This is a genomic window from Variovorax sp. V213 (assembly GCF_041154455.1).
GTDB lineage: Bacteria > Pseudomonadota > Gammaproteobacteria > Burkholderiales > Burkholderiaceae_C > Variovorax.
In genome coordinates, this window is sequence record NZ_AP028665.1 from 594,010 (window position 1) to 616,908 (window position 22,899).

17 protein-coding genes and 1 pseudogene are annotated in these 22,899 nt (G+C 67.8%); 15 read left to right on the forward strand and 3 right to left on the reverse strand.

Annotation, left to right across the window (positions count from 1 at the left end; all coding sequences use genetic code 11):
* Positions 1-9 precede the first annotated feature (9 nt).
* The 13 genes and pseudogenes from aceF (at position 10) to fusA (ending at position 18,079) form a co-directional block, all read left to right on the forward strand.
* Positions 10-1,605: a dihydrolipoyllysine-residue acetyltransferase gene (gene aceF / locus ACAM55_RS27970; protein WP_369656521.1), complete on the forward strand. Its 1,596-nt coding sequence runs from the start codon at positions 10-12 to the stop codon at positions 1,603-1,605.
* Positions 1,606-1,617: 12 nt separating this feature from the next.
* Entirely contained in the window at positions 1,618-3,378 is a 1,761-nt protein-coding gene (lpdA, locus tag ACAM55_RS27975) for a dihydrolipoyl dehydrogenase (protein ID WP_369656522.1), read from the forward strand.
* A gap of 9 nt (positions 3,379-3,387) precedes the next feature.
* Positions 3,388-4,182, forward strand: a complete 795-nt coding sequence (locus ACAM55_RS27980) for an alpha/beta fold hydrolase (RefSeq protein WP_369656523.1) — start codon at positions 3,388-3,390, stop codon at positions 4,180-4,182.
* Between the two features lie 18 nt (positions 4,183-4,200).
* Positions 4,201-6,486: an NADP-dependent malic enzyme gene (locus ACAM55_RS27985; protein WP_369656524.1), complete on the forward strand. Its 2,286-nt coding sequence runs from the start codon at positions 4,201-4,203 to the stop codon at positions 6,484-6,486.
* Between the two features lie 76 nt (positions 6,487-6,562).
* The gene (locus ACAM55_RS27990) at positions 6,563-7,906 is read left to right on the forward strand and encodes a dicarboxylate/amino acid:cation symporter (RefSeq protein ID WP_369656525.1); all 1,344 of its coding nucleotides are present in this window, start codon (positions 6,563-6,565) and stop codon (positions 7,904-7,906) included.
* Between the two features lie 31 nt (positions 7,907-7,937).
* Positions 7,938-9,272, forward strand: coding sequence for an NAD(P)/FAD-dependent oxidoreductase (locus ACAM55_RS27995; RefSeq protein WP_369656526.1), 1,335 nt, complete (start codon positions 7,938-7,940; stop codon positions 9,270-9,272).
* Between the two features lie 54 nt (positions 9,273-9,326).
* Positions 9,327-10,511 (forward strand): acetyl-CoA C-acetyltransferase, encoded by a 1,185-nt coding sequence (locus tag ACAM55_RS28000; protein WP_369656527.1) that lies wholly within the window; start codon positions 9,327-9,329, stop codon positions 10,509-10,511.
* Positions 10,512-10,632: 121 nt separating this feature from the next.
* Positions 10,633-11,379 carry an acetoacetyl-CoA reductase gene (gene phbB, locus ACAM55_RS28005; protein ID WP_369656528.1) on the forward strand — a complete coding sequence of 249 codons (747 nt, stop codon included), beginning with the start codon at positions 10,633-10,635 and terminating at the stop codon, positions 11,377-11,379.
* A gap of 10 nt (positions 11,380-11,389) precedes the next feature.
* A complete protein-coding gene (locus ACAM55_RS28010) occupies positions 11,390-12,043 on the forward strand; it encodes a DUF6781 family protein (protein ID WP_369656529.1) in 654 nt (217 codons plus the stop codon).
* Positions 12,044-12,089: 46 nt separating this feature from the next.
* A pseudogene (locus tag ACAM55_RS28015) lies at positions 12,090-12,497 on the forward strand (cytochrome ubiquinol oxidase subunit I); the annotation flags it as partial.
* Positions 12,498-12,666: 169 nt separating this feature from the next.
* A complete protein-coding gene (locus ACAM55_RS28020) occupies positions 12,667-14,502 on the forward strand; it encodes an ATP-binding protein (RefSeq protein ID WP_369656530.1) in 1,836 nt (611 codons plus the stop codon).
* A complete protein-coding gene (locus tag ACAM55_RS28025; RefSeq protein WP_369656531.1) occupies positions 14,499-15,863 on the forward strand; it encodes a sigma-54-dependent transcriptional regulator in 1,365 nt (454 codons plus the stop codon). Before ACAM55_RS28020 ends, ACAM55_RS28025 begins: the two co-directional genes overlap by 4 nt.
* A gap of 155 nt (positions 15,864-16,018) precedes the next feature.
* Positions 16,019-18,079, forward strand: coding sequence for an elongation factor G (gene fusA / locus ACAM55_RS28030; RefSeq protein ID WP_369656532.1), 2,061 nt, complete (start codon positions 16,019-16,021; stop codon positions 18,077-18,079).
* An 81-nt stretch (positions 18,080-18,160) separates the two neighbouring features.
* Here the strand turns inward: fusA and ACAM55_RS28035 are convergent, their stop codons facing one another.
* The 3 genes from ACAM55_RS28035 to ACAM55_RS28045 are packed head-to-tail and all read right to left on the reverse strand — an operon-like array spanning position 18,161 to position 19,987.
* Entirely contained in the window at positions 18,161-18,472 is a 312-nt protein-coding gene (locus tag ACAM55_RS28035; RefSeq protein ID WP_369656533.1) for a type II toxin-antitoxin system RelE/ParE family toxin, read from the reverse strand.
* Entirely contained in the window at positions 18,469-18,768 is a 300-nt protein-coding gene (locus ACAM55_RS28040) for a YlcI/YnfO family protein (protein WP_369656534.1), read from the reverse strand. The genes ACAM55_RS28035 and ACAM55_RS28040 overlap by 4 nt, the downstream gene beginning before the upstream one ends.
* A gap of 22 nt (positions 18,769-18,790) precedes the next feature.
* Positions 18,791-19,987 (reverse strand): aromatic ring-hydroxylating dioxygenase subunit alpha, encoded by a 1,197-nt coding sequence (locus ACAM55_RS28045; protein ID WP_369656535.1) that lies wholly within the window; start codon positions 19,985-19,987, stop codon positions 18,791-18,793.
* A gap of 262 nt (positions 19,988-20,249) precedes the next feature.
* Here ACAM55_RS28045 and ACAM55_RS28050 point away from each other — a divergent pair, with 262 nt between their 5' ends.
* Both ACAM55_RS28050 and ACAM55_RS28055 read left to right on the forward strand, forming a co-directional pair.
* Complete coding sequence (locus ACAM55_RS28050) at positions 20,250-20,918, forward strand: TetR/AcrR family transcriptional regulator (protein WP_369656536.1); 669 nt, start codon at positions 20,250-20,252, stop codon at positions 20,916-20,918.
* 114 nt (positions 20,919-21,032) lie between these two features.
* Entirely contained in the window at positions 21,033-22,832 is a 1,800-nt protein-coding gene (locus ACAM55_RS28055; protein WP_369656537.1) for an FAD-dependent oxidoreductase, read from the forward strand.
* The last annotated feature ends 67 nt before the right edge of the window (positions 22,833-22,899 follow it).

Sequence of the window (22,899 nt, forward strand, 5' to 3'; positions counted from 1 at the left end):
CAGCAGAACATGAGCAACGCAATCGACATCAAGGTGCCGGACATCGGCGATTTCAGCGACGTGCCGGTCATCGAAATCTTCGTGAAGCCCGGCGACACGGTGAAGGCCGAAGACCCGCTGGTCTCGCTCGAATCGGACAAGGCGACGATGGAAGTGCCCGCGCCGCGCGGCGGGGTGGTCGAGTCCATCGCCGTGAAGCTGGGCGACAAGGTCAGCGAAGGCAGCGTCATCATGACCTTCAAGGCGGAGGGCGGCTCGGCCGCTCCCGCGCCCGCCGAGGCGGCCAAGCCCAGCGTGAGCGCCGCGCCTTCCGCCACCAGCGCACCGGCCGGGGTGGCCGAAGTGCGCGTGCCCGACATCGGCGACTTCAAGGACGTGCCGGTCATCGAGATCTTCGTGAAGGTCGGTGACACGGTGAAGGCCGAGGACCCGATCGTCTCGCTCGAATCCGACAAGGCGACGATGGACGTGCCCGCGCCGCTCTCGGGCGTGGTGACGGCCATCGGCATCAAGATCGGAGACAAGGTCAGCGAGGGGTCTGTGATCCTGTCGCTGGCGACCGGTGATGCGCCTGCCGCCAACGCTGCTGCACCCGCACCGGCGGCACCTGCCGCTGCGGCGCCCACGCAAGCCGCGGCATCGGCGGGCGGCACCATCGACGAAGCCGCCTTCGCGCTCGCCTACGCCGGCCCCGCCGTGCGCAAGCTCGCCCGCGAACTCGGCGTCGACCTCGGCAAGCTCAAGGGCACCGGGGACCACGGCCGCATCGTGCGCGCCGACGTCGAGGCCTTCGCGAAGGGCGGGGGTGCATCTGCCGCGCCGGCCGCCGGCAAGGCTGGTGCAGCGCCAGCTGGCGGCGGTGTCGGCGGCATCGACCTCTTGCCCTGGCCCAAGGTCGACTTCGCCAAGTTCGGTCCGACCGAGCGCAAGGAACTGTCACGCATCAAGAAGATCAGCGCCGCCAACCTGCACCGCAACTGGGTCGTCATTCCGCACGTGACGACGCACGACGAGGCCGACATCACCGACCTCGAGCAGTTCCGCGTGCAGATGAACAAGGAGCTGGAAAAGTCGGGCGTCAAGATCAGCATGCTGCCCTTCATGATGAAGGCGGCCGTGGCGGCGCTGAAGAAGTTCCCGGAGTTCAACGCCAGCCTCGACGGCGACGCCCTGGTGCTCAAGAACTACTGGCACATCGGCTTCGCGGCCGACACGCCCAACGGGCTCATGGTGCCGGTGATCCGCGACGTCGACAAGAAGACGGTGCCCGACATTGCCAAGGAGATGGGCGAGCTCGCCAAGCTCGCGCGCGACGGCAAGCTCAAGCCCGACCAGATGTCGGGCGGCACCTTCACCATCAGCTCGCTGGGCGGCATCGGCGGCATCTACTTCACGCCGATCATCAATGCGCCCGAGGTCGCCATCATGGGCGTGTGCAAGAGCTACTGGAAGCAGCACTCCAGCGACGGCAAGACCTACACCTCGCGCCTCACGCTGCCGCTGTCCCTCTCATGGGACCACCGCGTGATCGACGGCGCCGCCGCCGCGCGCTTCAACGTCTATTTCGCCAACGTGCTCGCCGACCTGCGGCGCGTGCTGTTCTGAAGGAAGCTCCCAATGGCACACATGGTGGAAGTCAAGGTCCCCGACATCGGCGAATTCAAGGATGTCGCGGTCATCGAACTGCTGGTCAAGCCCGGCGAGGTCATCGCGGTCGATACCGGGCTGATCATGGTGGAGTCCGACAAGGCCTCGATGGAGATTCCGTCGAGCCATGCGGGCACCGTGAAGGAGCTGAAGATCGCGCTCGGCGACAAGGTCAGCGAAGGCTCGGTGATCCTGGTGATCGAAACGTCGCCCGCCGCGCCCGCTGCGGCGCCGGCCCCTGCGCCCGCACCGGCAGCTGCTGCCGCACCCGCTGCCGCGGCTCCCGCGCCCGTGGCAGGCAGCTACACCGGCAAGGCCGACATCGAGTGCGAAGTGCTCGTGCTCGGCGCCGGCCCCGGCGGCTACTCGGCCGCGTTCCGCAGCGCGGACCTCGGCATGAAGACCGTGCTGGTCGAACGCTACGCCACCCTCGGCGGCGTGTGCCTCAACGTGGGCTGCATCCCCTCGAAGGCACTGCTGCACACGGCCGGCGTGATGGACGAGGTGAAGCTGCTCGCCAAGCACGGCATCAAGTACGCCGCGCCCGAAGTCGACATCGACGCGCTGCGCGGCTTCAAGGACGGCGTCATCAAGAAGCTCACCGGCGGCCTGGCCGGCATGGCGAAGGCGCGCAAGGTCGAGGTCGTCACCGGCGTGGGCAGCTTCCTGGATGCCTATCACCTCGAGGTGGCGGGCGAGGGCGGCACGAAGAAGGTGGTGAAGTTCGCCAAGGCCATCATCGCCGCGGGCTCGCAGGCCGTGAAGCTGCCCTTCATGCCCGAGGACGAACGCGTCGTCGACTCCACCGGCGCGCTGCTGCTCAAGGGCATCCCCAAGCGCATGCTGGTGATCGGCGGCGGCATCATCGGCCTGGAAATGGCCACGGTGTATTCGACGCTGGGCACGCGCATCGACGTGGTCGAAATGCTCGACGGCCTGATGCAGGGGGCCGACCGCGACCTCGTCAAGGTGTGGGAGAAGTTCAACGCGCCACGCTTCGACAACGTCATGCTCAAGACCAAGACCGTCGGTGCCAAGGCCACCAAGGCCGGCATCGAGGTCAGCTTCGAAGGCGAGAAGGCGCCTTCGGCTCCGCAGGTCTACGACTTGGTGCTGGTGGCCGTGGGCCGCAGCCCCAACGGCAAGAAGATCGCGGCCGACAAGGCCAGCGTGGCCGTCACCGACCGCGGCTTCATCAATGTCGACAAGCAGATGCGCACCAACGTACCGCACATCTTCGCCATCGGCGACATCGTGGGCCAGCCCATGCTGGCGCACAAGGCGGTGCACGAGGCACACGTGGCGGCCGAGGCGGCGCACGGCGAGGCGTCGTTCTTCGATGCGCGGCAGATTCCCTCCGTGGCCTATACCGATCCCGAGGTGGCCTGGGCCGGAAAGACGGAAGAGCAGTGCAAGGCCGAGGGCCTGAAGATCGGCAAGGCCGTGTTCCCGTGGGCCGCATCGGGCCGGGCCATCGCCAATGGGCGCGACGAGGGGTTCACCAAGCTGCTGTTCGACGAGGCCACGCACCGCATCGTCGGCGGCGGCATCGTCGGCACGCATGCGGGCGACCTGATCAGCGAGGTGTGCCTGGCCATCGAGATGGGCTGCGAGCCCGCCGACATCGGCAAGACCATCCACCCGCATCCGACGCTTGGCGAATCGATCGGCATGGCGGCCGAGGTGTTCGAAGGGCATTGCACCGACCTGCCCCCGGTGAAGAAGAAGTAGGCCGCCGCCATGCCGCTCGCACTGGCTTTCGAGGCCCTGGGATCGGGACCTCCGGTGGTGATCCTGCACGGCCTGTTCGGCGCGGGCCGCAACTGGACGCAGGTTGCACAGGCGCTGGCTCCGGACCACCGCGTCTACCTGCCCGACGCCCGCAACCATGGCGCCTCGCCTTGGGCCGAATCGATGTCGTACGTGGAGATGGCGGGGGACGTGCTCGCGCTGATCGAGCGGGAGCAATTGCAGCGCCCCTTAGTGATCGGTCACAGCATGGGGGGCAAGACCGTGATGGCGCTGGCGCTCTCGCACCCGGAGGCCATCGGCGGCATCGCCGTGATCGACATCGCCCCCGAGAGCTACGCCGACCAGTTCTCGTCCTACGTATCGGCCATGCGCAGTCTCGAGATGGCGAGCGCCACCAGCCGCCGCGAAATCCAACAGGCGCTGGCCGGCAGCCTCGGCGCCGACGCCCCAGTCGACTTCCTGATGCAGAACCTGCGCCGGCAGAACGACCGCTTCGACTGGCGGCTGAATCTGCTCGCCACCGGTCTGTGCATGCGCGAGCTTTGCGGATTTCCCGAATCGCTGCGCGAAGCGCGTTACGACGGCCCCGCGCTCTTCATCCATGGCGCGGAGTCCGGCTACGTGCGGCCTTCGTCGCTCCCCGGCATCCGCGCGCTGTTCCCGCACGCGGGGACCGAGCGCATCGCCGACGCCGGGCACTGGGTGCACGCCGACCAACCCGCGGCGCTGCTGAGCGGGCTGCGCGGCTGGCTGGCCGATGCCGGCGCGGCCACCCCTTACTGAAAATTCCACGGAGACACCATGTCCGACGAAAAACTGCGCGAAGCCGCCCTCGACTACCACCGCTTCCCCACGCCCGGCAAGATCTCGGTGAACCCGACCAAGCCGATGGCCACGCAGCGCGACCTCGCGCTCGCGTACTCGCCCGGTGTGGCCGAAGCCTGCATGGAGATCGTGCGCGACCCGGCCGAGGCCATGAACCTCACTTCGCGCGCCAACCTCGTGGCCGTGATCACCAACGGCACCGCGGTGCTTGGGCTGGGCAACATCGGCGCGCTGGCCGGCAAGCCGGTGATGGAAGGCAAGGCCTGCCTGTTCAAGAAGTTCGCGGGCATCGACGTGTTCGACATCGAGCTCGACGAGAACGACCCCGACGCGCTGATCGACACCATCGCGCGCATGGAGCCCACCTTCGGCGGCATCAACCTGGAGGACATCAAGGCGCCCGAGTGCTTCTACATCGAGAAGAAGCTGCGCGAGCGCATGAAGATCCCGGTCTTCCACGACGACCAGCACGGCACCGCCATCGTCGCGGCCGCCGCCATCCTCAATGCGCTGCGCCATGTGAAGAAGGACATCCGCGAGGTGAAGCTGGTGGCCTCGGGCGCCGGCGCGGCGGCGCTGGCCTGCCTCGACCTGATCGTGAGCCTGGGCCTGCCGATGCACAGCATCTTCGTGTCCGACAGTGCGGGCGTGGTCTACACCGGCCGCAAGGAGCAGATGGACCCGAACAAGGCCCGCTACGCGCAGGACACTTCGGCGCGCAAGCTGGCCGACGTGATCGCCGGCGCCGACATCTTCCTCGGCCTCTCGGCCGGCGGCGTGCTCAAGCCCGAGATGGTGAAGGAGATGGCGCGCGACCCGATCATCCTTGCCATGGCCAACCCGACACCGGAGATCCTGCCGGAAGACGCGCTGGCCGTGCGCCCCGATGCCATCCTCGGCACCGGCCGGTCGGACTATCCGAACCAGGTCAACAACGTCCTGTGCTTTCCGTTCATCTTCCGCGGCGCGCTCGACGTGGGCGCGACCACCATCAACGAAGAGATGAAGCTCGCCGCGGTGCGCGCCATCGCCGAGCTCGCGCATGCCGAGATCCCCGAGGTGGTGGCGCAGGCCTACGGCGCGGTCGGCCTGCGCTTCGGCCGCGACTACCTGATCCCCAAGCCTTTCGACCCGCGCCTGATCGAGGCGGTTGCGCCCGCGGTGGCGCAGGCCGCGGTCGACAGTGGCGTGGCGACGCGGCCCATCGCCGACATGAAGGCCTACCGCCAGCGCCTGTCGCAGTTCGTCTACCAGTCGGGCAGCAGCATGCAGCCGCTGTTCGCCGCGGCCAAGCAGGCGCCCAAGCGCGTGGTCTACGCCGAGGGAGAGGACGAGCGCGTGCTGCGCGCCGCGCAGGTGGTGGTCGACGAAGGCCTGGCGCGCCCGCTGCTGCTGGGCCGCCCCGAGGTGATTGCCGAGCGCATCGCGCAGTACGGCTTGCGCCTCACGCTGGGCACCGATTGCGAGGCCGTCGACCTGCTCGACCCTGCCGTGTACGGCGACGCAGCCGAGGCCTACTACCAGCTCAAGCGCCGCGACGGGGTCTCGCGCCTCGTGGCCCAGACCGAGATGCGCAGCCGCGGCACGTTGCTCGCAGCCATGCTGGTGCGCCAGGGCCGCGCCGACGCCATGCTGTGCGGCACGCTCGGCGGCTACGGCGATCACCTGCGCCATGTGCGCGACGTGATCGGCCTGCGCCCGGGCACGAAGACCCTGGCCGCCATGCAGATGCTGATGCTGCCGGGGCGCCAGCTCTTCATCTGCGACACGCACGTCAACCGCGATCCCGATGCCGCGCAGATCGCCGAGATCGCGCTGCTCGCGGCCGAAGAAGTGCGCCGCTTCGGCGTGACGCCGAGCGTGGCGCTGCTGTCGCACTCGAACTTCGGTGGCTCCGACGCGGCCTCGGCCGTGAAGATGCGCGAGGCGCTCGCACTCATCAAGGCGGCCGATCCGCAGCTGGCGGTGGAAGGCGAGATGCGCGGCGACGCGGCGCTGTCGAAGACCATCCTCGACCACGAGTTTCCGGACTCGGCGCTGGAGACGGAGGCCAACGTGCTCATCATGCCCAACGTCGATGCGGCCAACATCTCGTACAACCTGCTGCGCGTGGCGGCCGGCAGCGGCATCACGGTGGGCGGCATCCTGCTGGGCGCGGCGCGCTCGGTGCACATCCTCACGCCATCGTCCACGGTGCGACGCATCGTCAACATGACGGCCCTGGCGGTGGTCGATGCCAACTCGCACCGCAACGCAGCCTGACGACGGCACGGCCATGAACCGGCCCAAGCCCGGCAGGTGCATGCCGCCGGCGTCTGAAATTTTCTAGGAGATATCCGTGGACCACCAAGTCGTACCCAAGCCCTTTTACAAATCCCTCTATTTCCAGGTCATCACGGCCATCGTGCTCGGGGTGCTGCTGGGGCATTTCTATCCCGACACCGGCGCATCGATGAAGCCGCTGGGCGACGGCTTCATCAAGCTCATCAAGATGATCATCGCGCCGATCATCTTCTGCACGGTGGTGGTCGGCATCGCGGGCATGGAAGACATGAAGAAGGTCGGCAAGACCGGCGGCCTGGCGCTGCTGTACTTCGAGATCGTGAGCAGCATCGCGCTGGTGGTGGGCCTGGTGATCATCAACATCGTGCGGCCCGGCGCCGGCATGAACGTCGACGTGAGCCAGCTCGACGCCAAGAGCATCGCCGCCTACACCGGTCCGGGCAAGATGCAGAGCACCACCGACTTCCTGCTCAACGTGATCCCGAGCACGGTGGTCGACGCCTTCGCCAAGGGCGAGATCCTGCAGGTGCTGCTGATCGCCGTGATGTTCGGCTTTGCGCTGCACAAGTTCGGCGGCCGCGGCACGCTGGTGTTCGACGTGATCGAAAAAGGCTCGCACGTGCTCTTCGTGATCGTGGGCTACATCATGAAGGTCGCGCCCATCGGCGCCTTCGGCGCGATGGCCTTCACCATCGGCAAGTACGGCGTGAGCTCGCTGCTGCAGCTCGGCCAGCTGATGGCCACCTTCTACGCCACCTGCCTGTTCTTCATCTTCGTGGTGCTGGGGCTCATTGCGCGCTTCCATGGCTTCAGCATCTGGAAGTTCATCAAGTACATCAAGGAAGAACTGCTGATCGTGCTGGGCACCTCGTCGAGCGAATCGGTGCTGCCGCGCATGATGGCCAAGCTGGAGAACCTGGGCGCGAAGAAGTCGGTGGTCGGCCTGGTGGTGCCCACGGGCTATTCGTTCAACCTCGACGGCACGTCCATCTACCTGACGATGGCGGCCGTGTTCATCGCGCAGGCGACCAACACCGACATGACGCTCACCCAGCAGCTCACGCTGCTGGCCGTGCTGCTCCTGACCTCGAAGGGTGCCGCAGGCGTGACCGGCAGCGGCTTCATCGTGCTGGCGGCCACCCTCTCGGCCGTGGGGCACGTGCCGGTGGCCGGCCTCGCGCTCATCCTCGGCATCGACCGATTCATGTCGGAAGCCCGCGCGCTGACCAACCTGATCGGCAACGGCGTGGCCACGGTCGTGGTCGCCAAGTGGACCAACGACCTGGACACCGTCCGCATGAAGCGCATCCTGGACAACGAGACGGCGGCCGAGGCCGACGCGCCCGAGGCGGTGCTGGACAAGGTCGAGACCCACATGCCCGTGGCCCAGCCCCGCTGAAGCACCTCATGCCTGTACGGAGCAGCCAATCATGAACAGCGCCGTGCAGAAGCACCGCGTCGTCATCGTGGGCGGCGGGGCCGGCGGCCTCGAGCTGGCTACGCGCCTGGGCGACACGCTGGGCAAGCGGGGCCGTGCGGACATCACGCTGATCGACAAGAACCGCACGCATGTCTGGAAGCCCAAGCTGCACGAGATCGCCGCGAGCAGCATGGACCTGAGCGCGCACGAAGTGGACTACCTCGCGCAGGCGCACTGGCACCGCTTCCGGTTCCGGCTCGGAGAACTCACCGGCATCGACCGCGAGCGGCGCGAGGTGCAGGTGGCGCCCTACATGGACGACGAGGGCCGGCTGGTCACGCCGGCGCGCGCCTTCGGCTACGACACGCTGGTGATTGCCGTCGGCAGCCTCAGCAACGACTTCGGCACGCCCGGCGTGCGCGAGCATGCGCTGCGGCTCGAATCGAAGGCGGACGCGCAGCGCTTCCACCAGCGCATGGTCAATGCCTGCATCCGCGCGCACGCGCAGACCACACCGCTGCGCCCCGAGCAGCTGCACGTGGCCATCATCGGCGCGGGCGCCACGGGCGTGGAGCTGGCGGCCGAGCTGCACCGCACCACGCGCGAAGTGGTCGCCTACGGGCTGGATCGCGTGGACGCCGAGAAGGACATCCAGGTCAGCGTGATCGAAGCCGCCGACCGCGTACTGCCCGCGCTGCCCCCGCGCATGTCGGCCGCGACCGAGGCGCTGCTGCTCAAGCTGGGCGTGGACGTGCACACCTCTGCCAAGGTGGCCGAGGTGCTGCCCGAGGGCGTGCGCCTGGCCGATGGCCGCGTGCTGCCGGCCGAGCTGGTGGTGTGGGCCGCGGGGGTGAAGGCGGCCGATTTCATGAAGGACATCGCGGGGCTGGAAACCAACCGCAGCAACCAGCTCGCGGTGCTGCCGACGTTGCAGACCACGCGCGACGCCGACGTCTTCGCCATTGGCGACTGTGCCGCCTGCGACTGGCCCGAGGCCAACGGTGGCAAGGGCGGGCTGGTGCCGCCGCGCGCGCAGGCGGCGCACCAGCAGGCCTCGCATGTCGCGGCGCAGATTCGCCGGCGCATGGGCGGAAAGGCGCTCGAGCCCTACCGCTACCGCGATTTCGGCTCGCTGGTATCGCTCGGCGAGTTCAGCACCGTCGGCAACATGATGGGTGGCCTGATCGGCGGGAACCTGATGATCGAAGGGCTGTTCGCCCGGCTCATGTACGTGTCGCTCTACAAGATGCACGAGCTGGCGCTGCACGGCGTCGTCAAGGTCTCGCTCGACACGCTCGCGCGCCTCATCACGCGGCGCACCGAACCCCACGTCAAGCTGCATTGAGCAGTTCAATGCAATGACTCGACCTTCTTTCGCATCAACCTCAAGGAGACTCTCATGTCAGACGATATCGTGATCGTGGCCGCGCAACGCACAGCGGTCGGCAAGTTCGGCGGCGCACTCGCCGGCACGGCCGCACCCGAGCTGGGCGCGCATGTGGTGAAGGGCCTGCTCGAGAAGGCCGGCGTGCCGGGCGATGCGGTGTCCGAGGTGATCATGGGCCAGGTGCTCGCGGCCGGCGCGGGGCAGAACCCGGCGCGCCAGACGGTCATCAAGGCGGGCCTGCCGATCGGCGTGCCGGGCCTCACCATCAACAAGGTCTGCGGCTCGGGCCTGAAGGCCGTGATGCTGGCGGCGCAAGCCGTGAAGTGCGGCGACGCCGAGATCGTGGTGGCCGGCGGCCAGGAGAACATGAGCGCCGCGCCGCACGTGCTGCCCAACTCGCGCAACGGCCAGCGCATGGGCGACTGGAAGCTGGCCGACACCATGATCGTGGACGGCCTGTGGGACGTCTACAACCAGTACCACATGGGCACCACGGCCGAGAACGTGGCAAAGAAGTACGGCATCACGCGCGAGATGCAGGACGCACTCGCGCTCGCCTCGCAGCAGAAGGCCGCGGCCGCGCAGGACGCGGGGCGCTTCAACGACGAGATTCTTCCGTTCAGCATCGCGCAGAAGAAGGGCGACCCCATCGTCTTCGCAGCCGACGAGTTCGTGAACCGCAAGACCAATGCCGACGCACTGGCCGGCCTGCGCCCCGCGTTCGACAAGACGGGCTCGGTGACGGCGGGCAATGCCTCGGGCCTGAACGATGGCGCGGCCGCGGTTCTGGTGATGTCGGCCTCGCGCGCCGCGGCGCTCGGCCTGCAGCCGCTGGCGGTGATCCGCGCCTATGCGAGCGCGGGCCTCGACCCGTCGCTCATGGGCATGGGCCCGGTGCCCGCCTCGCAGCTGGCACTGAAGAAGGCCGGCTGGAAGGCGCAGGACCTCGACCTGATGGAAATCAACGAAGCCTTCGCGGCGCAGGCCTGCGCGGTCAACCGCGAGATGGATTGGGACACGAGCCGCATCAACGTGAACGGCGGTGCCATTGCCATCGGCCACCCCATCGGCGCCTCGGGCTGCCGCGTGCTGGTGACGCTGCTGCACGAGATGCGCCGCCGCGGCGCCAACAAGGGCCTGGCCTCGCTGTGCATCGGCGGCGGCATGGGCGTGGCCCTGGCTGTCGAACGGGCTTGACGCCCACCCCCGAAGCGCCTTCGGCGCCTCCCCCTCAAGGGGGCGCCACCAGCGGCCCGGCAAAGCCGGTTCCGCGGTGGCCCTCGACGAGATCCAACGAAGTTTCAACAAGGAGCACTGAATGAACAAGCAACGCGTGGTACTGGTGACGGGCGGCATGGGCGGCCTGGGCGAGACGATCTCCACCAAGATGGTCGATGCGGGCTACAAGCTCGCGGTGACCTATTCGCCGGGCAACAAGTCGCATGCGGAGTGGGTCGCGCAGATGGCGTCGCGCGGCTACCAGATCCTGGCCGTGCCCTGCGACGTGGCCGACTACGACTCCTGCGCACAAGCCGTGCGCCAGGTCGAGGAAGCCCTCGGCCCGGTCGACGTGCTGGTCAACAACGCCGGCATCACGCGCGACATGACCTTCAAGAAGATGGACCAGATCAACTGGAACGCCGTGCTGCGCACCAACCTCGACAGCCTGTTCAACATGAGCAAGCAGGTGGCCGACGGGATGGTGGACCGGGGCTGGGGCCGCATCATCAACGTGTCGTCGGTGAACGGCTCGAAGGGCGCGTTCGGCCAGACCAACTACTCGGCTGCCAAGGCCGGCGTGCACGGCTTCACCAAGGCGCTGGCGCTCGAGGTGGCAAAGAAGGGCGTGACGGTCAACACCATCTCGCCCGGCTACATCGGCACCAAGATGGTCACGGCCATTCCGAAGGAAGTTCTCGACAGCAAGATCCTGCCGCACATCCCCGTGGGGCGCCTGGGCAAGCCCGAAGAAGTGGCAGGCCTGATCATCTACCTGGCCTCGGAAGAGGCGGCGTTCGTGACCGGCGCCAACATTGCGATCAACGGCGGCCAGCACATGCAATGAACGGACGGCCATGATCCTCAAAAACGGCATCGATCAGGTCGCACTGATCAACAAGTTCACCGACGCCTCCGCCAAGCAGGGCGAAGCCATCCGCAAGGCCGTGCACGAGGCCACGCTCAAGGCGCTGCAGGGCCGCGAGCTCACGCTCGCGAACATCCGGCAGGTGCTGGGCACGGTCACCAAGGCAGCCTCGACCGGCGTCGAGGGAAGCAAGCTGCCCGCGCCCGACGTGGAGGCCCTGCTGGCCAAGGCCTTCGCCGGCATGGATGGCGCGCTGGAACAGGCGGTGCTGGCCAACCAGCGTGCGCTGCAGCAGCTGGTCGACCAGGGGGTGAGCCTGCGCGAGACGCAGCTCAAGAAGGCACTCGCCGACATCGAGAAGATGGAAGACACGCTGTTTGCCAGCGTGCGCAAGGCGGCGCCGGCCGACGGCCCCTGGAGCGCCGTGTTCCAGGCGGCGCAGGGCAAGGGCACGGGCACCGGCGCGCGCGCCACCGCGGCGCTCGAACAGCTCATGGAAGACACGCACAGGAACCTGCGCGACGGCCGTGCGCTGAGCCTGCGCGCCTCGCAGGCGATGCTCGACAGCTACGCAACGCTGGTGAGCGGCGTGCTGATCGGCATGTCCGAAGCCCTGAAGCAGGGCGGGGCGGCGAAGCGATGACCTGGGCCGGCGGCGGCCGCGCCGCCACCGGCCTGAAAGGAGCCCGATGGACGCCCTGATCCTCGCCCGCATGCAGTTCGCGGCCAACATCACCTTTCGCATCCTGTTTTCCACGATCAGCATCGCGCTGGGCGTGGTGAGCGGCATCACCATGAACTTCCAGTTCGGCACCACGCTGTCGGCCTTCTGGATTCTTGCGCTCAACTCGTGGATGCAGACGCCCGCGGGCCATGAGATCGTGGACGGCGAGTTCCACGTGGCGAGCTGGTTGGAGGTGATCTTCAATCCCTCGTTCCCGTCCCGTTTCGCGCACATGCTGCTGGCCTCGGCGCTGACCTGCGCGTTCCTGCTGACCGGCCTGTCGGCCTGGCAGGTGATCGGCCAGCTCACGATCTGGCAGGCGGCCAGCAGCGCGCCGGCGCTCAAGGTGATCCTGGTCGGCGTGTGCATCTCGGTGCCGGCCATCGTGGGCTACTCCGTGTTCTCGTATCGGGTCTTCCGCGGCAAGACCGGCGAACTGCGCTATGCCTGAGCAGACACTGGGCCTGGCTGAAACCGCCCCTGACACCCGGCACCGGGCAGCCACTGATGCGGCCTTCGCGGCCTTGTGCAATAACGGGTTCATGATTTCACGGGAGCCGACCGGGCGCTTCGACTTGCCTTCTCACGCCCATGGGCGGTGGCGCAGCCTGCCGCGCTGGTTCGGTGCGCTGGCGCTGGTGGCACTGGCCGCCATCGCCGGCCATCACTTCGCCATGCAGAACGGCCTGGCGCGGCTGCGCGAGGCGGCCGACCACCGGCTCGACATGCTGGCGACCGGGCTCGACGCCGACCTGGCCCGCTTCGAGTATCTGCCGGCGCTGCTGGAGATGACCCCGATCGTCCCGGCGCTGCTGCGCGCGCCGTCGGATGGGTCGCTGCGCGATGCGGTCAACCGCTATCTCGATGGCGTCAACGCCGCCGCCGGTGCGGAGATGCTCTACGTGCTCGACGCCGCAGGCACTTCGCTGGCGGCTTCCGACTGGGACCGGGCCGGCACCACCGTCGGCCAGGACCTGTCGTTCCGGCCCTATGTGATCGATGCGCTGGGCCAGGGCAAGGGACGCTTCTACGGCGTCGGCATCACATCCCGCAAGCCCGGCTACTACCTCTCGTATGCCCTGCGCCGCGACCAGCCCGTGCGCGGCGTGGTGGCCGTCAAGGTCAATCTCGAGGAGTCCGAGCGCGCCTGGCGCATGCTGCCGGGCAACGTGGCGCTGATCGACCAGCGCGGCGTGGTGATCCTCGCCACCCGCGAAGACCTGAAGTTCCGGCCGGTACTGCCCCTGGACGCCTCGCAGCGGGCCGAAGTGCTGCGCTCGCGTCCCTATGGCGAGGCCGGCCTGCAGCCGCTGCAATGGACGCTGAAGGAAGCACTGGCGCGCGACGTGCAGGTCGTCTCGCTGGAAGGCGTGGACCAGCTCGCCTCGAAGCGCTCGCTGCGCGGTGCGCCGTGGCAGCTGATGGCGCTCGACGACCTGGCGCCGGTGCGCGTGGGCGCGCGCAATGCGGCCATCACCGCGAGCCTGGCGATGGCGGTGCTGCTGCTGCTCGCCGTCACGCTGTGGCAGCGCCGCCGGGCCGTGCGGCAGAAGCTGGCCAACCAGGCCGCGCTGCAGGCGGCGCACGACTCCCTCGAATCGACCGTGGCGGCGCGCACCGCGCAGCTGCGCGCCGCGCAGGGCGAACTGGTGCATGCCGGAAAGATGGCGGCGCTGGGCCAGATGTCGGCCGGTGTGGTGCACGAGCTGAACCAGCCGCTCACGGCGATGCGCACTCTCTCCGAAAGCGCCGCCATCCTGCTCGACAAGAGCCGCTTCGACGACGTGCGAGGCAACCTGCAGCGCATTCGCGGCATGGTCGACCGCCTGGCACGCCTGACCTCGCAGCTCAAGACCTTCGCGCACAAGAGCGAGCTGCCGCTCGCGCCGGTGCCGATGGCGCAGGCCGTGGCCGACGCGCAGGCCATCGTCGCCGAAGCCTCGAAGAAAAACGGCGTCGCCATCGAGGTCGACGTGCAGCCCGCCACCGTGAGCGTCATGGCCGAGGAGGCCGCGCTGGGCAGCGTGCTCGTCAACCTGATGCGCAACGCCATCGACGCCATGCAGGCATCGCCGCGGCGCACGCTGCGCCTGGAGGTTCGGCCGCAGGACGGCCGCGTGATCCTGCGCGTGAGCGACACCGGTCCCGGCATTCCGCCCGACATCCTGCCGCACCTGTTCGAGCCCTTCGTCACCAGCAAGCCGGCGGGCACCGGGCTGGGCCTGGGCCTCGTGATCTCGGCACAATTGGTGCGAGCCATGGACGGCACGCTGCGCGCCGCCAACCGGGCGGAGGGCGGCGCCTGCTTCGTCGCCGACCTGCCGGCCGCCGTCCAGACCATCCTTATTTCCACCCCCACAGGAGTGATCAACAAGTGAGTGAAGCCCCTGCCATCCGGGTGCTGCTGGTCGAGGACGACGAAGACGTCCGCCTCAGCACGACCCAGGTGCTGACCCTGGCCGGTTTCGAGGTCGAAGCCTTCGCGAGCGCCGAACGCGCGCGCGCCCACATCAGCTTTGGCGTGCCGGCCATCGTGGTCTGCGACGTGCGCCTGCCGGGCCTGAGCGGTACCGAATGGCTGCTCGAACTCCACAACACCGATGCCGAGCTGCCTGTGATCCTGGTCACCGGCCACGGCCATATCGCCATGGCGGTGCAGGCCATGCGCGAGGGCGCCTACGACTTCATCGAGAAGCCTTTCAGCTCCGAGCGGCTGGTGGCCATCGTGCGCCACGCCATCGAGCGCCGGCAGCTCACGCTGCAGGTGCGCGCGCTGCGTGACGCGCTGGAAAACTGGCACGGCATCCAGGCAGTGCTGATCGGCCGCTCCGCGCAGATGCAGCAGGTGCGCCGCACCGTGATGACCTTGGCCGAGACCTCGGCCGACGTGCTGATCTATGGCGAAACCGGGACCGGCAAGGAACTCGTCGCCCGCTGCCTGCACGAGCACGGCGAGCGCCGCCGCCAGCACTTCGTGCCGCTCAACTGCGGCGGCCTGCCCGAGGCCCTGGCCGAGAGCGAGTTGTTCGGCCACGAGGCCGGCGCCTTCACCAGTGCCAACCGCGTGCGCGTGGGCAAGTTCGAATACGCCAACGGCGGCACGCTTTTTCTCGACGAGATCGAGAGCATGCCGATGGCGGTGCAGATCAAGCTGCTGCGTGCACTGCAGGAGCGCTCCATCGAGCGAATCGGCTCCAACAAGGCCATTCCCTTCGACTGCCGCGTGGTGGCCGCGAGCAAGGACGACCTGAAGGACATGAGCGACCGCCAGAAGTTCAGGGCCGACCTGTACTACCGGCTCGGCGTCGCCTTCATCGAGCTGCCGCCGCTGCGCGAACGGCGCGAGGACATCCCCCTGCTGTTCGAGCATTTCACGCTGCTGGCGGCCGCGCGCTACGAGCGCGCCGCCCCGATCCCGAGCAGTGCGCAGGTCGCCGACCTGATGGCCTATGCCTGGCCGGGCAACGTGCGCGAGTTGCGCAACGTGGCCGACCGCTTCGTGCTCGGCCTCTTGGGCGAGCGCCTGACGCAGGTGCGCGGCAACGGCGATGACACGCCCGCCCTGCCGCGCGGACTGCCGCAGCAAGTGGAGTCCTTCGAGCGGGCGGTGATCGTCGAGACGCTGCGCAAGCACCAGGGCGACCAGCCGGCCACCGCCAGCGCGCTGTCGATTGCGCGGCAGACGCTGCACGACAAGCTGCGCAAGCTCGGCATCGCGGCGGACGAGTTCAAGTCCTAGGGATTGGGCGCTGCCAGCCCGCCGGCGCCAGGCCGGCAGCGCAATCCGCTTGCATCGGCACGGCCAATCCCGTACGCTGGCCCAACGTCCACGCGCAGTACCCGAGCCCTTGCGGGCCGCCGGGCGGGCCTTGCGGACGCCAAGGAGACCATGCCATGCCAAGCCGATCGAACGGCCTCGCGGCCGAAATGGAAGCGGTGCGAACGCTGGCGCTCGTCGGCGCCGCTGCAGCCGGCAAGAGCTCCCTTGCCGAGGCCTTGCTGCACAAGGCGGGCGCGATCGCAGCGTGCGGCAGCATCGAGCGCGGCAGCACCGTCAGCGACTACGACCCGCTCGAGCGCCGCATGCAGCACTCGCTCAACGCATCGGTGATGCACCTCACGCATGCCGGCACGCGCATCCACTTCATCGACACGCCCGGCGGCCCCGACTTCCTCGGCCAGAGCTTGCCCGCGCTGGAGGCGGTCGAAACGGCGGCGGTGGTCATCAATGCCGCCACCGGCATCGAGCCGATGACGGTGCGCATGATGGAGTACGCGGCCTCGCGCCACCTTGCCCGCATGATCATCGTCAACAAGATCGACGCGCAGGGCGTCTCGCTGGCAGGCCTGCTGGCCGACATCCAGGCCGCCTTCGGCCGCGAATGCCTGCCCCTGAACCTGCCCGACAGGGTCGGCAAGCGGGTGTTGGACTGCTTCTTCAACCGCTTCGGGCAGTCCGACTTCGGCCCCGTCGAAGCGGCGCACCGCGCGCTGGTCGAGCAGGTGGTCGAGGTCGACCCGGCCTTCGTCGACCGCTACCTCGAGGAGGGCGACGTGGATCCGGCCGAGCTGCACGCGCCGCTGGAGCAGGCGCTGCGCGAAGGCCACCTGATCCCGGTGTGCTTCGTCTCGTCGCGCAGCGGCGCCGGGGTGGCCGAGCTGCTGGACGTGATCGTCAAGCTCCTGCCCGACCCGACCGAGGGCAACCCGCCGAACTTCATCGTTGGCGAGGGTGCGGAGGCCAAGCCCATGGAGGCCACGCCCGACCCGTCGCTGCACGTGCTGGCGCACGTGTTCAAGGTCACGGTCGACCCCTACGTCGGCAAGCTCGGCATCTTCCGTGTGCACCAGGGCACGGTCACGCCCGACAGCCTTCTTTACGTCGGCGACGGCCGCAAGCCGTTCAAGGTGGGGCATCTGTTCATGCTCCAGGGCAAAGACCATGTGGAGGTCTCGCGTGCGATACCGGGCGACATCGTGGCAGTGGCCAAGGTCGATGAAATTCATTTCGACGCCGTGCTGCACGACGCGGCAGAAGACAACCACATCCATCTTGCGCCACTGGCGTTCCCGGTGCCGGTGCACGGCCTGGCCGTGGAGCCCAAGCGGCATGGCGACGAGCAGCGCGCCTGGGAGATTCTCGGCAAGCTCGCGGCCGAGGACCCGTGCCTGCGCATCGAACATGCTGCCGCGACCAACGAGACGGTGCTCTACGGGCTCGGCGAACTTCACTTGCGCATCGTGCTCGAGCGCCTGCGCGAGGTGTACCGCTTCGAGGTCCTGACCCGGCCGCCGCGCATTGCCTACCGGGAGACAGTGAGCGCGCCGGCCGCGGGGCATCACCGGCACAAGAAACAGACCGGCGGCGCCGGCCAGTTCGCCGAAGTCTTCCTGCGCATCGAGCCGCTCGCGCGCGGTGCCGGCTTTCAATTTGCCGACGAAGTCAGGGGCGGGGCGATTCCGGGCCAGTTCATTCCCGCAGTCGAAAAAGGTGTGCGCGAAGTGCTGGCGTGCGGCGCGATTGCGGGCTATCCCGTGGTCGATGTGCGCGTGGTGGTGCACGATGGCAAGCACCACAGCGTCGACAGCAAAGACATCGCCTTTGCGACCGCAGGACGCAAGGCCTTCATGGCCGCGATCCGCGAGGCCCGGCCGGTCGTGCTCGAGCCGATCGTGCAGATCGAGATCGCCGTGCCCGAACATTCGGTGGGCGACGTCACGAACGATTTGTCGTCGCGGCGCGGCCTGGTCACCGGCACGTCGCCCATGGGAGCCGGCACCGTGGTCGTCGGCGGGCAGGTGCCCGAGGCCGAACTGGCCAACTACCAGTCGCGGCTCAATGCGATGACCAGCGGCCAGGGCCGCTACACCCTCGCGTTGTCGCACTACGAAGCCGTGCCGCCGGCCGTGCAGCAGACGCTGATGGGGCAGTATCGGGTGCGGGAGGAGGATTAAGGCAGGCTCAGGCCAGGTTCACGACACACTCGAGGTCGTCGGCGCTCTTGGAGAAGTGCCGATGTTCGTGGACGCTTGATCCTAGTGATAGTCATCTTCGCGCTGGTGACGGATCGCAGCGACCGCGACCTCTCGTTCGCTGATGATTCGAAACAGGGCCACATATCCCGAAGCCCCGAAAGGAATGACCAACTCGCGCTCGAGCCGGTCCGCGTCAGCAATCCGGCAAGTGAACGGATTGGTTTCCAGGATTCGGAATTCGCTTCGGATAGCCGCTAGCGCGCGACTCGGCAGATCGAAGTCTCCGTGCTGCAGAGCGGATTCGACGAGAAAGTCTTCAAGACGCAAGAGATCTTCAAGGGCCTCACGCGTCAGGGTGACCGCATAAGTCACGAACGGGCGGTTCTGCCGCGTTTTTCTTGCGCCAACTCTGAAATGCGCGCGTCGAGACGCCCTTGCATCGCGTCGAATGCGTCTTTGGCAGAGTAGTACTCGCCGCTCTGCTTCGCACGCTTCAATGAATCGCGCCCACGCGCAAGGAACTCTTGCTGGGACTTGCGTCGCTGCGCGGCCTGCACGGCCGCGTTTTCTACGAACTGCGACAAAGTTTCGCCTTGGCGCAGCACGCTCTCGATTTCATCGCGCACGGATGGCTCGACGCGTACGGGGGGCAACTGGGCGGTTTTCATGCAAGCGATTGTAGAGCAATTGCTATGCGCCGCCAAGGCACGCGTCCTGGCCACCGTGGCCCAGCCTTCCGCCGAGCGCATCGTCGACGTTGCGATGAAAACGCAGCACCTCGTGCTCCAGCCGGCCGAGATGGAAGTGCGTGTTGGCGCCGCTGGAAAGACCCCGCTGGATCGCCACCGCGGTGGCGATGTCCTCTTTCTGGAAGACGGTCTGCTCGATGAGCTGGAAGGTCTTTTCCCAATGGGCGGTCCAATCGTCGCCGGTGCGATCCGGCGGAATCAGCATCGTGTGCACCCAGCGGACCTGATCCGGCGCCGGCGAAAACATGCCGATCAGGCTCACGTAGTCGGGGTGCCAGATGAGAAAGGTGTTCGGGAACACGAGCTGCGTCGGCGTGGCGAGCTTGCACAGTGCGTCGCGGCCCTGTGGCGGCTCGAAGGCCTCGAAGGCCGCGCGCCGCGCCACCAGCGAGTCCTGGTGCGGCCCGGCATGCAGGTTGACCGTGTACGCGTCGGCAAAGAAGGGATAGATCGTGTCGCGGTGCAGCACGCGGATGTGATAGCCCTCCAGGAAGGCGTCGACCGTCAGCTTCCAGTTGGCCTGGTACACCTGGTCGACCTTGCGGAACACGGTCATCCGGGGCAGGCCCATCCAGTCCATATGCGCGCCCAGCCCTTGCAGGAAGGCCTCGGCCGAAAACGCCGCGCCGGGGCTCCGCTTGACGACGACCAGCCCGCTGGCCTCGTCGCAGGGCAGTTCGACCAGGTCCAGCGTGGCGGGGTCAATGCCGTCGAAGGTCTGTGCATGTAGGCGATGGCGCAGCTGCCCATCGAGTTCGTAGGTCCAGGCATGGTAGGGACAGACCAGGGCTTTGCAGGCCTTGGCTTTGGCGGGCTCGGAGCCGGAACCGGCGATCAACGCCATGCCGCGGTGCCGGCAGACGTTGAGGAAAGCGCGGACGCGGCCGTCGGCCGCCCGGGTCAGGACGATGGGGACGCCGAGCGCGTCGAAGGGCAGGGCCGATCCGGTCGGAATCTCCGAGCTGTGGGCCGCAACGATGGGCCACTGGCCGAACAGCGCCCCCTGCTCCTGCTGCCAATGCGAAGGGTCCGTGTAGTGGCTGACAGGGACGGTTCCGGACTGCTCCCCCTCCTCACGCGTTTGGGTGCGCCGGGCCTGGTCGAGACGGTGGACCAGGTCGGCCAGCGTCGCCGGCATCGGTGCAGGGGTTGGATTGATCATCGGGATCGCTTCGCATCGTGGTGAGCCACGGAACAGCGCTCAGCTTATGTTGAATGCGTGCCGGACATGTTCAGCTTTCATGGGAGGTTGCCGCCAGGTGGCTTGCGCAACGAAATCCGGCATATCGACGTGAGGGGTGTTCAGCTTTTCCCGGCCCGCACGGGCCAGCTTGCACCCGGCGTGGCGAACCCCGAAGATGAGCCCCTTCCTCTCTGTTGGAGCCCTCCATCGCCCACGCATGAATTCGATCGTCAGACCTCGCCGCAAGCCGATGCAGTCGCGCGCCTGGATGACCAGTTGCGCCATCCAGGATGCCTTCGTCATGCTGCTGGCCGATCGGGGCTACGAGAAGATCTCGATGCGCGAGATCGCGGGCCTCGCAGGCGTCGGCCTGGGCACCCTCTATCTGTACTTTCCCGGCAAGGAGTCGATTGCCGCGGTCACCATCCGCCGCTGGATGCGCAAGCAGGCCGCGATCCTGGCGCAGGCATCCAAGGCGCCGGGTCCGCGCACGGTCGAGGTGGCGATCCGGGCCATGGTGCAAGCGTATGTGCGAGGCCTGCTCGGGGAGGTCGACGAATGGCGGGCGTTGCTTTACCTCGAGCGCCGCATCTCGTCGCCCGCCAGCTACCGCGAGATCTACCGCGAATTCGTCGACCTGTTCCGTGCTGCCTTCATGGCGTCCTCCGACTGGCCGGTCGGGGTCGACCCGTTGCGCACCGCGTTCAATGCGTTCTCGATGGTCAATGCCGTCGTCGGGCAGGCGCTGCTGGTGCAGGACGTCTGCCCGGACGCGGGAGAACTGGCGAGCGACGTGGAGTGCGCGGTTGTCGGCTACATCCGGTCCGTACAGGCGCAGGCGCGTCGAACCGGCGCCATGGAGACATGCGGGCCGGCCCCGGCATGACGGCGCTGCTGCGGGATTTCACCAAGGCCCTACGGCCACAGGGGCGGCGCATACTTGCTGCAGCGCCGCTCGTCGGCCCCTCCGGGGTTCCGGGCGACTGTCAGGAGGCACGCCTTGCAGCGAACCGACATAGCCAACCCGGCCTATTTCCACAAGGTCGTCGATTGCCAGTACGCCTGTCCGGCGCACACCCCCGTTCCTGAATACATCCGCATGATCGCGCAGCGCCGCTACAGCGACGCCTACATGATCAACTGGGTCTCCAACGTCTTTCCCGGCATCCTGGGGCGCACCTGCGACCGGCCTTGCGAGCCGGCCTGCCGGCGCGGGCGGGTCGAACAAAGCAATGCGAAGGATCCGGAGCCGGTGGCGATCTGCCGGCTCAAGCGCGTGGCGGCCGACATGAAGGACGACGTGCGCGCGCGCATGCCCGAGCTCGCGCCCAGGAACGGCAAGCGCGTCGCCTGCGTCGGCGCGGGACCCGCCTCGCTCACCGTCGCGCGCGACCTGGCGCCGCTGGGCTACGAAGTGACCGTGTTCGACGGCGATGCCAAGGCCGGCGGCTTCATCCGCACCCAGATCCCGCGCTTTCGGCTGCCGGAATCGGTGATCGACGAGGAGACGGGCTACATCCTGGATCTGGGCGTCGAATTCCGCGGCGGCGAGCGCATCGACTCGATGAAGGCGCTGATGGCCGAGGGGTGGGATGCGATCTTCGTGGGCTGCGGCGCGCCGCGCGGGCGCGACCTGGACCTTCCCGGCCGCCAGGAAGCGGCGGCCAGCATCCACATCGGCATCGATTGGCTCAATTCCGTCTCGTTCGGCCACGTCACGCGCATCGGCCAGCGCGTGATCGTGCTGGGCGGCGGGAACACCGCGATGGACTGCTGCCGATCGGCCCGCCGGCTGGGCGGCACCGACGTGAAGGTCATCGTGCGCAGCGGCTTCGAGGAAATGAAGGCGTCGCCCTGGGAGAAGGAAGACGCCCAGCACGAAGGCATTCCGATCATCAACTTCCATGTGCCCAAGGCCTTCGTCCACGAGGAGGGCAGGCTGGTGGGCATGCGCTTCGAGATCGTCCAGGCCGCATACGACGACCAGGGCCGCCGCACGCTGGTGCCCACCGGCGCGCCGGACGCCTGCTTCGAATGCGACGAGGTGCTGGTCGCGGTGGGCCAGGAAAACGCCTTTCCGTGGATCGAGCGCGATTGCGGCCTCGGCTTCGACAAATGGGGCCTTCCGGAGCTCGACAAGAACACCTTCCAGTCGACGGTGCCGAACGTGTTCTTTGGCGGCGACGCGGCCTTCGGCCCCAAGAACATCATCACGGCCGTGGCCCACGGCCACGAGGCCGCGGTGTCCATCGACAAGCTGCTGCGTGCCGAGCCGGTCTATGTTCGCCCCCCGCCCATGACCAATCTGGTGTCGCAGAAGATGGGCATTCACGAGTGGAGCTACGACAACGACACCTCCAACGACCTGCGCTACAAGGTGCCGTGGGCCAAGGCCGAGGCAGCGCTGGCCAGCATCCGCGTGGAGGTGGAACTGGGATTCGACGCCGCCACCGCCTTCAAGGAGGCCGAACGCTGCCTGAATTGCGACGTGCAGACCGTGTTCAACGAGACCGCCTGCATCGAGTGCGATGCCTGCGTGGACATCTGCCCCATGGACTGCATCAGCTTCACCGCCAACGGCCCGGAAGCCGAGCTGCGGACCCGGCTCAAGGCGCCGGCACTCAACCTGGCGCAGGACCTGTACGTGTCCGGCGGGCTCAAGACGGGCCGCGTGATGGTCAAGGACGAGGACGTCTGCCTGCACTGCGGCCTGTGCGCCGAGCGCTGTCCCACGGGGGCGTGGGACATGCAGAAGTTTTTGCTGAAAATGACGCCTGCGGGGCAGGGGGTGGCGCAATGAGCGCCGTGCGGCCGCCCGAGGGCGCAAAAGCCCCCTCGGCGGGCAGCGAGGCACACGAAGTGACGAG

Bases quoted from the DNA above. Each gene is read 5' to 3' on its own strand.
- aceF (WP_369656521.1), top strand. From the start codon at position 10: ATGAGCAACGCAATCGACATCAAGGTGCCGGACATCGGCGATTTCAGC.
- lpdA (WP_369656522.1), top strand. From the start codon at position 1,618: ATGGCACACATGGTGGAAGTCAAGGTCCCCGACATCGGCGAATTCAAG.
- ACAM55_RS27980 (WP_369656523.1), top strand. From the start codon at position 3,388: ATGCCGCTCGCACTGGCTTTCGAGGCCCTGGGATCGGGACCTCCGGTG.
- ACAM55_RS27985 (WP_369656524.1), top strand. From the start codon at position 4,201: ATGTCCGACGAAAAACTGCGCGAAGCCGCCCTCGACTACCACCGCTTC.
- ACAM55_RS27995 (WP_369656526.1), top strand. From the start codon at position 7,938: ATGAACAGCGCCGTGCAGAAGCACCGCGTCGTCATCGTGGGCGGCGGG.
- ACAM55_RS28000 (WP_369656527.1), top strand. From the start codon at position 9,327: ATGTCAGACGATATCGTGATCGTGGCCGCGCAACGCACAGCGGTCGGC.
- phbB (WP_369656528.1), top strand. From the start codon at position 10,633: ATGAACAAGCAACGCGTGGTACTGGTGACGGGCGGCATGGGCGGCCTG.
- ACAM55_RS28010 (WP_369656529.1), top strand. From the start codon at position 11,390: ATGATCCTCAAAAACGGCATCGATCAGGTCGCACTGATCAACAAGTTC.
- ACAM55_RS28020 (WP_369656530.1), top strand. From the start codon at position 12,667: ATGATTTCACGGGAGCCGACCGGGCGCTTCGACTTGCCTTCTCACGCC.
- fusA (WP_369656532.1), top strand. From the start codon at position 16,019: ATGCCAAGCCGATCGAACGGCCTCGCGGCCGAAATGGAAGCGGTGCGA.
- ACAM55_RS28040 (WP_369656534.1), bottom strand. From the start codon at position 18,768: ATGAAAACCGCCCAGTTGCCCCCCGTACGCGTCGAGCCATCCGTGCGC.
- ACAM55_RS28045 (WP_369656535.1), bottom strand. From the start codon at position 19,987: ATGCCGGCGACGCTGGCCGACCTGGTCCACCGTCTCGACCAGGCCCGG.
- ACAM55_RS28050 (WP_369656536.1), top strand. From the start codon at position 20,250: ATGAATTCGATCGTCAGACCTCGCCGCAAGCCGATGCAGTCGCGCGCC.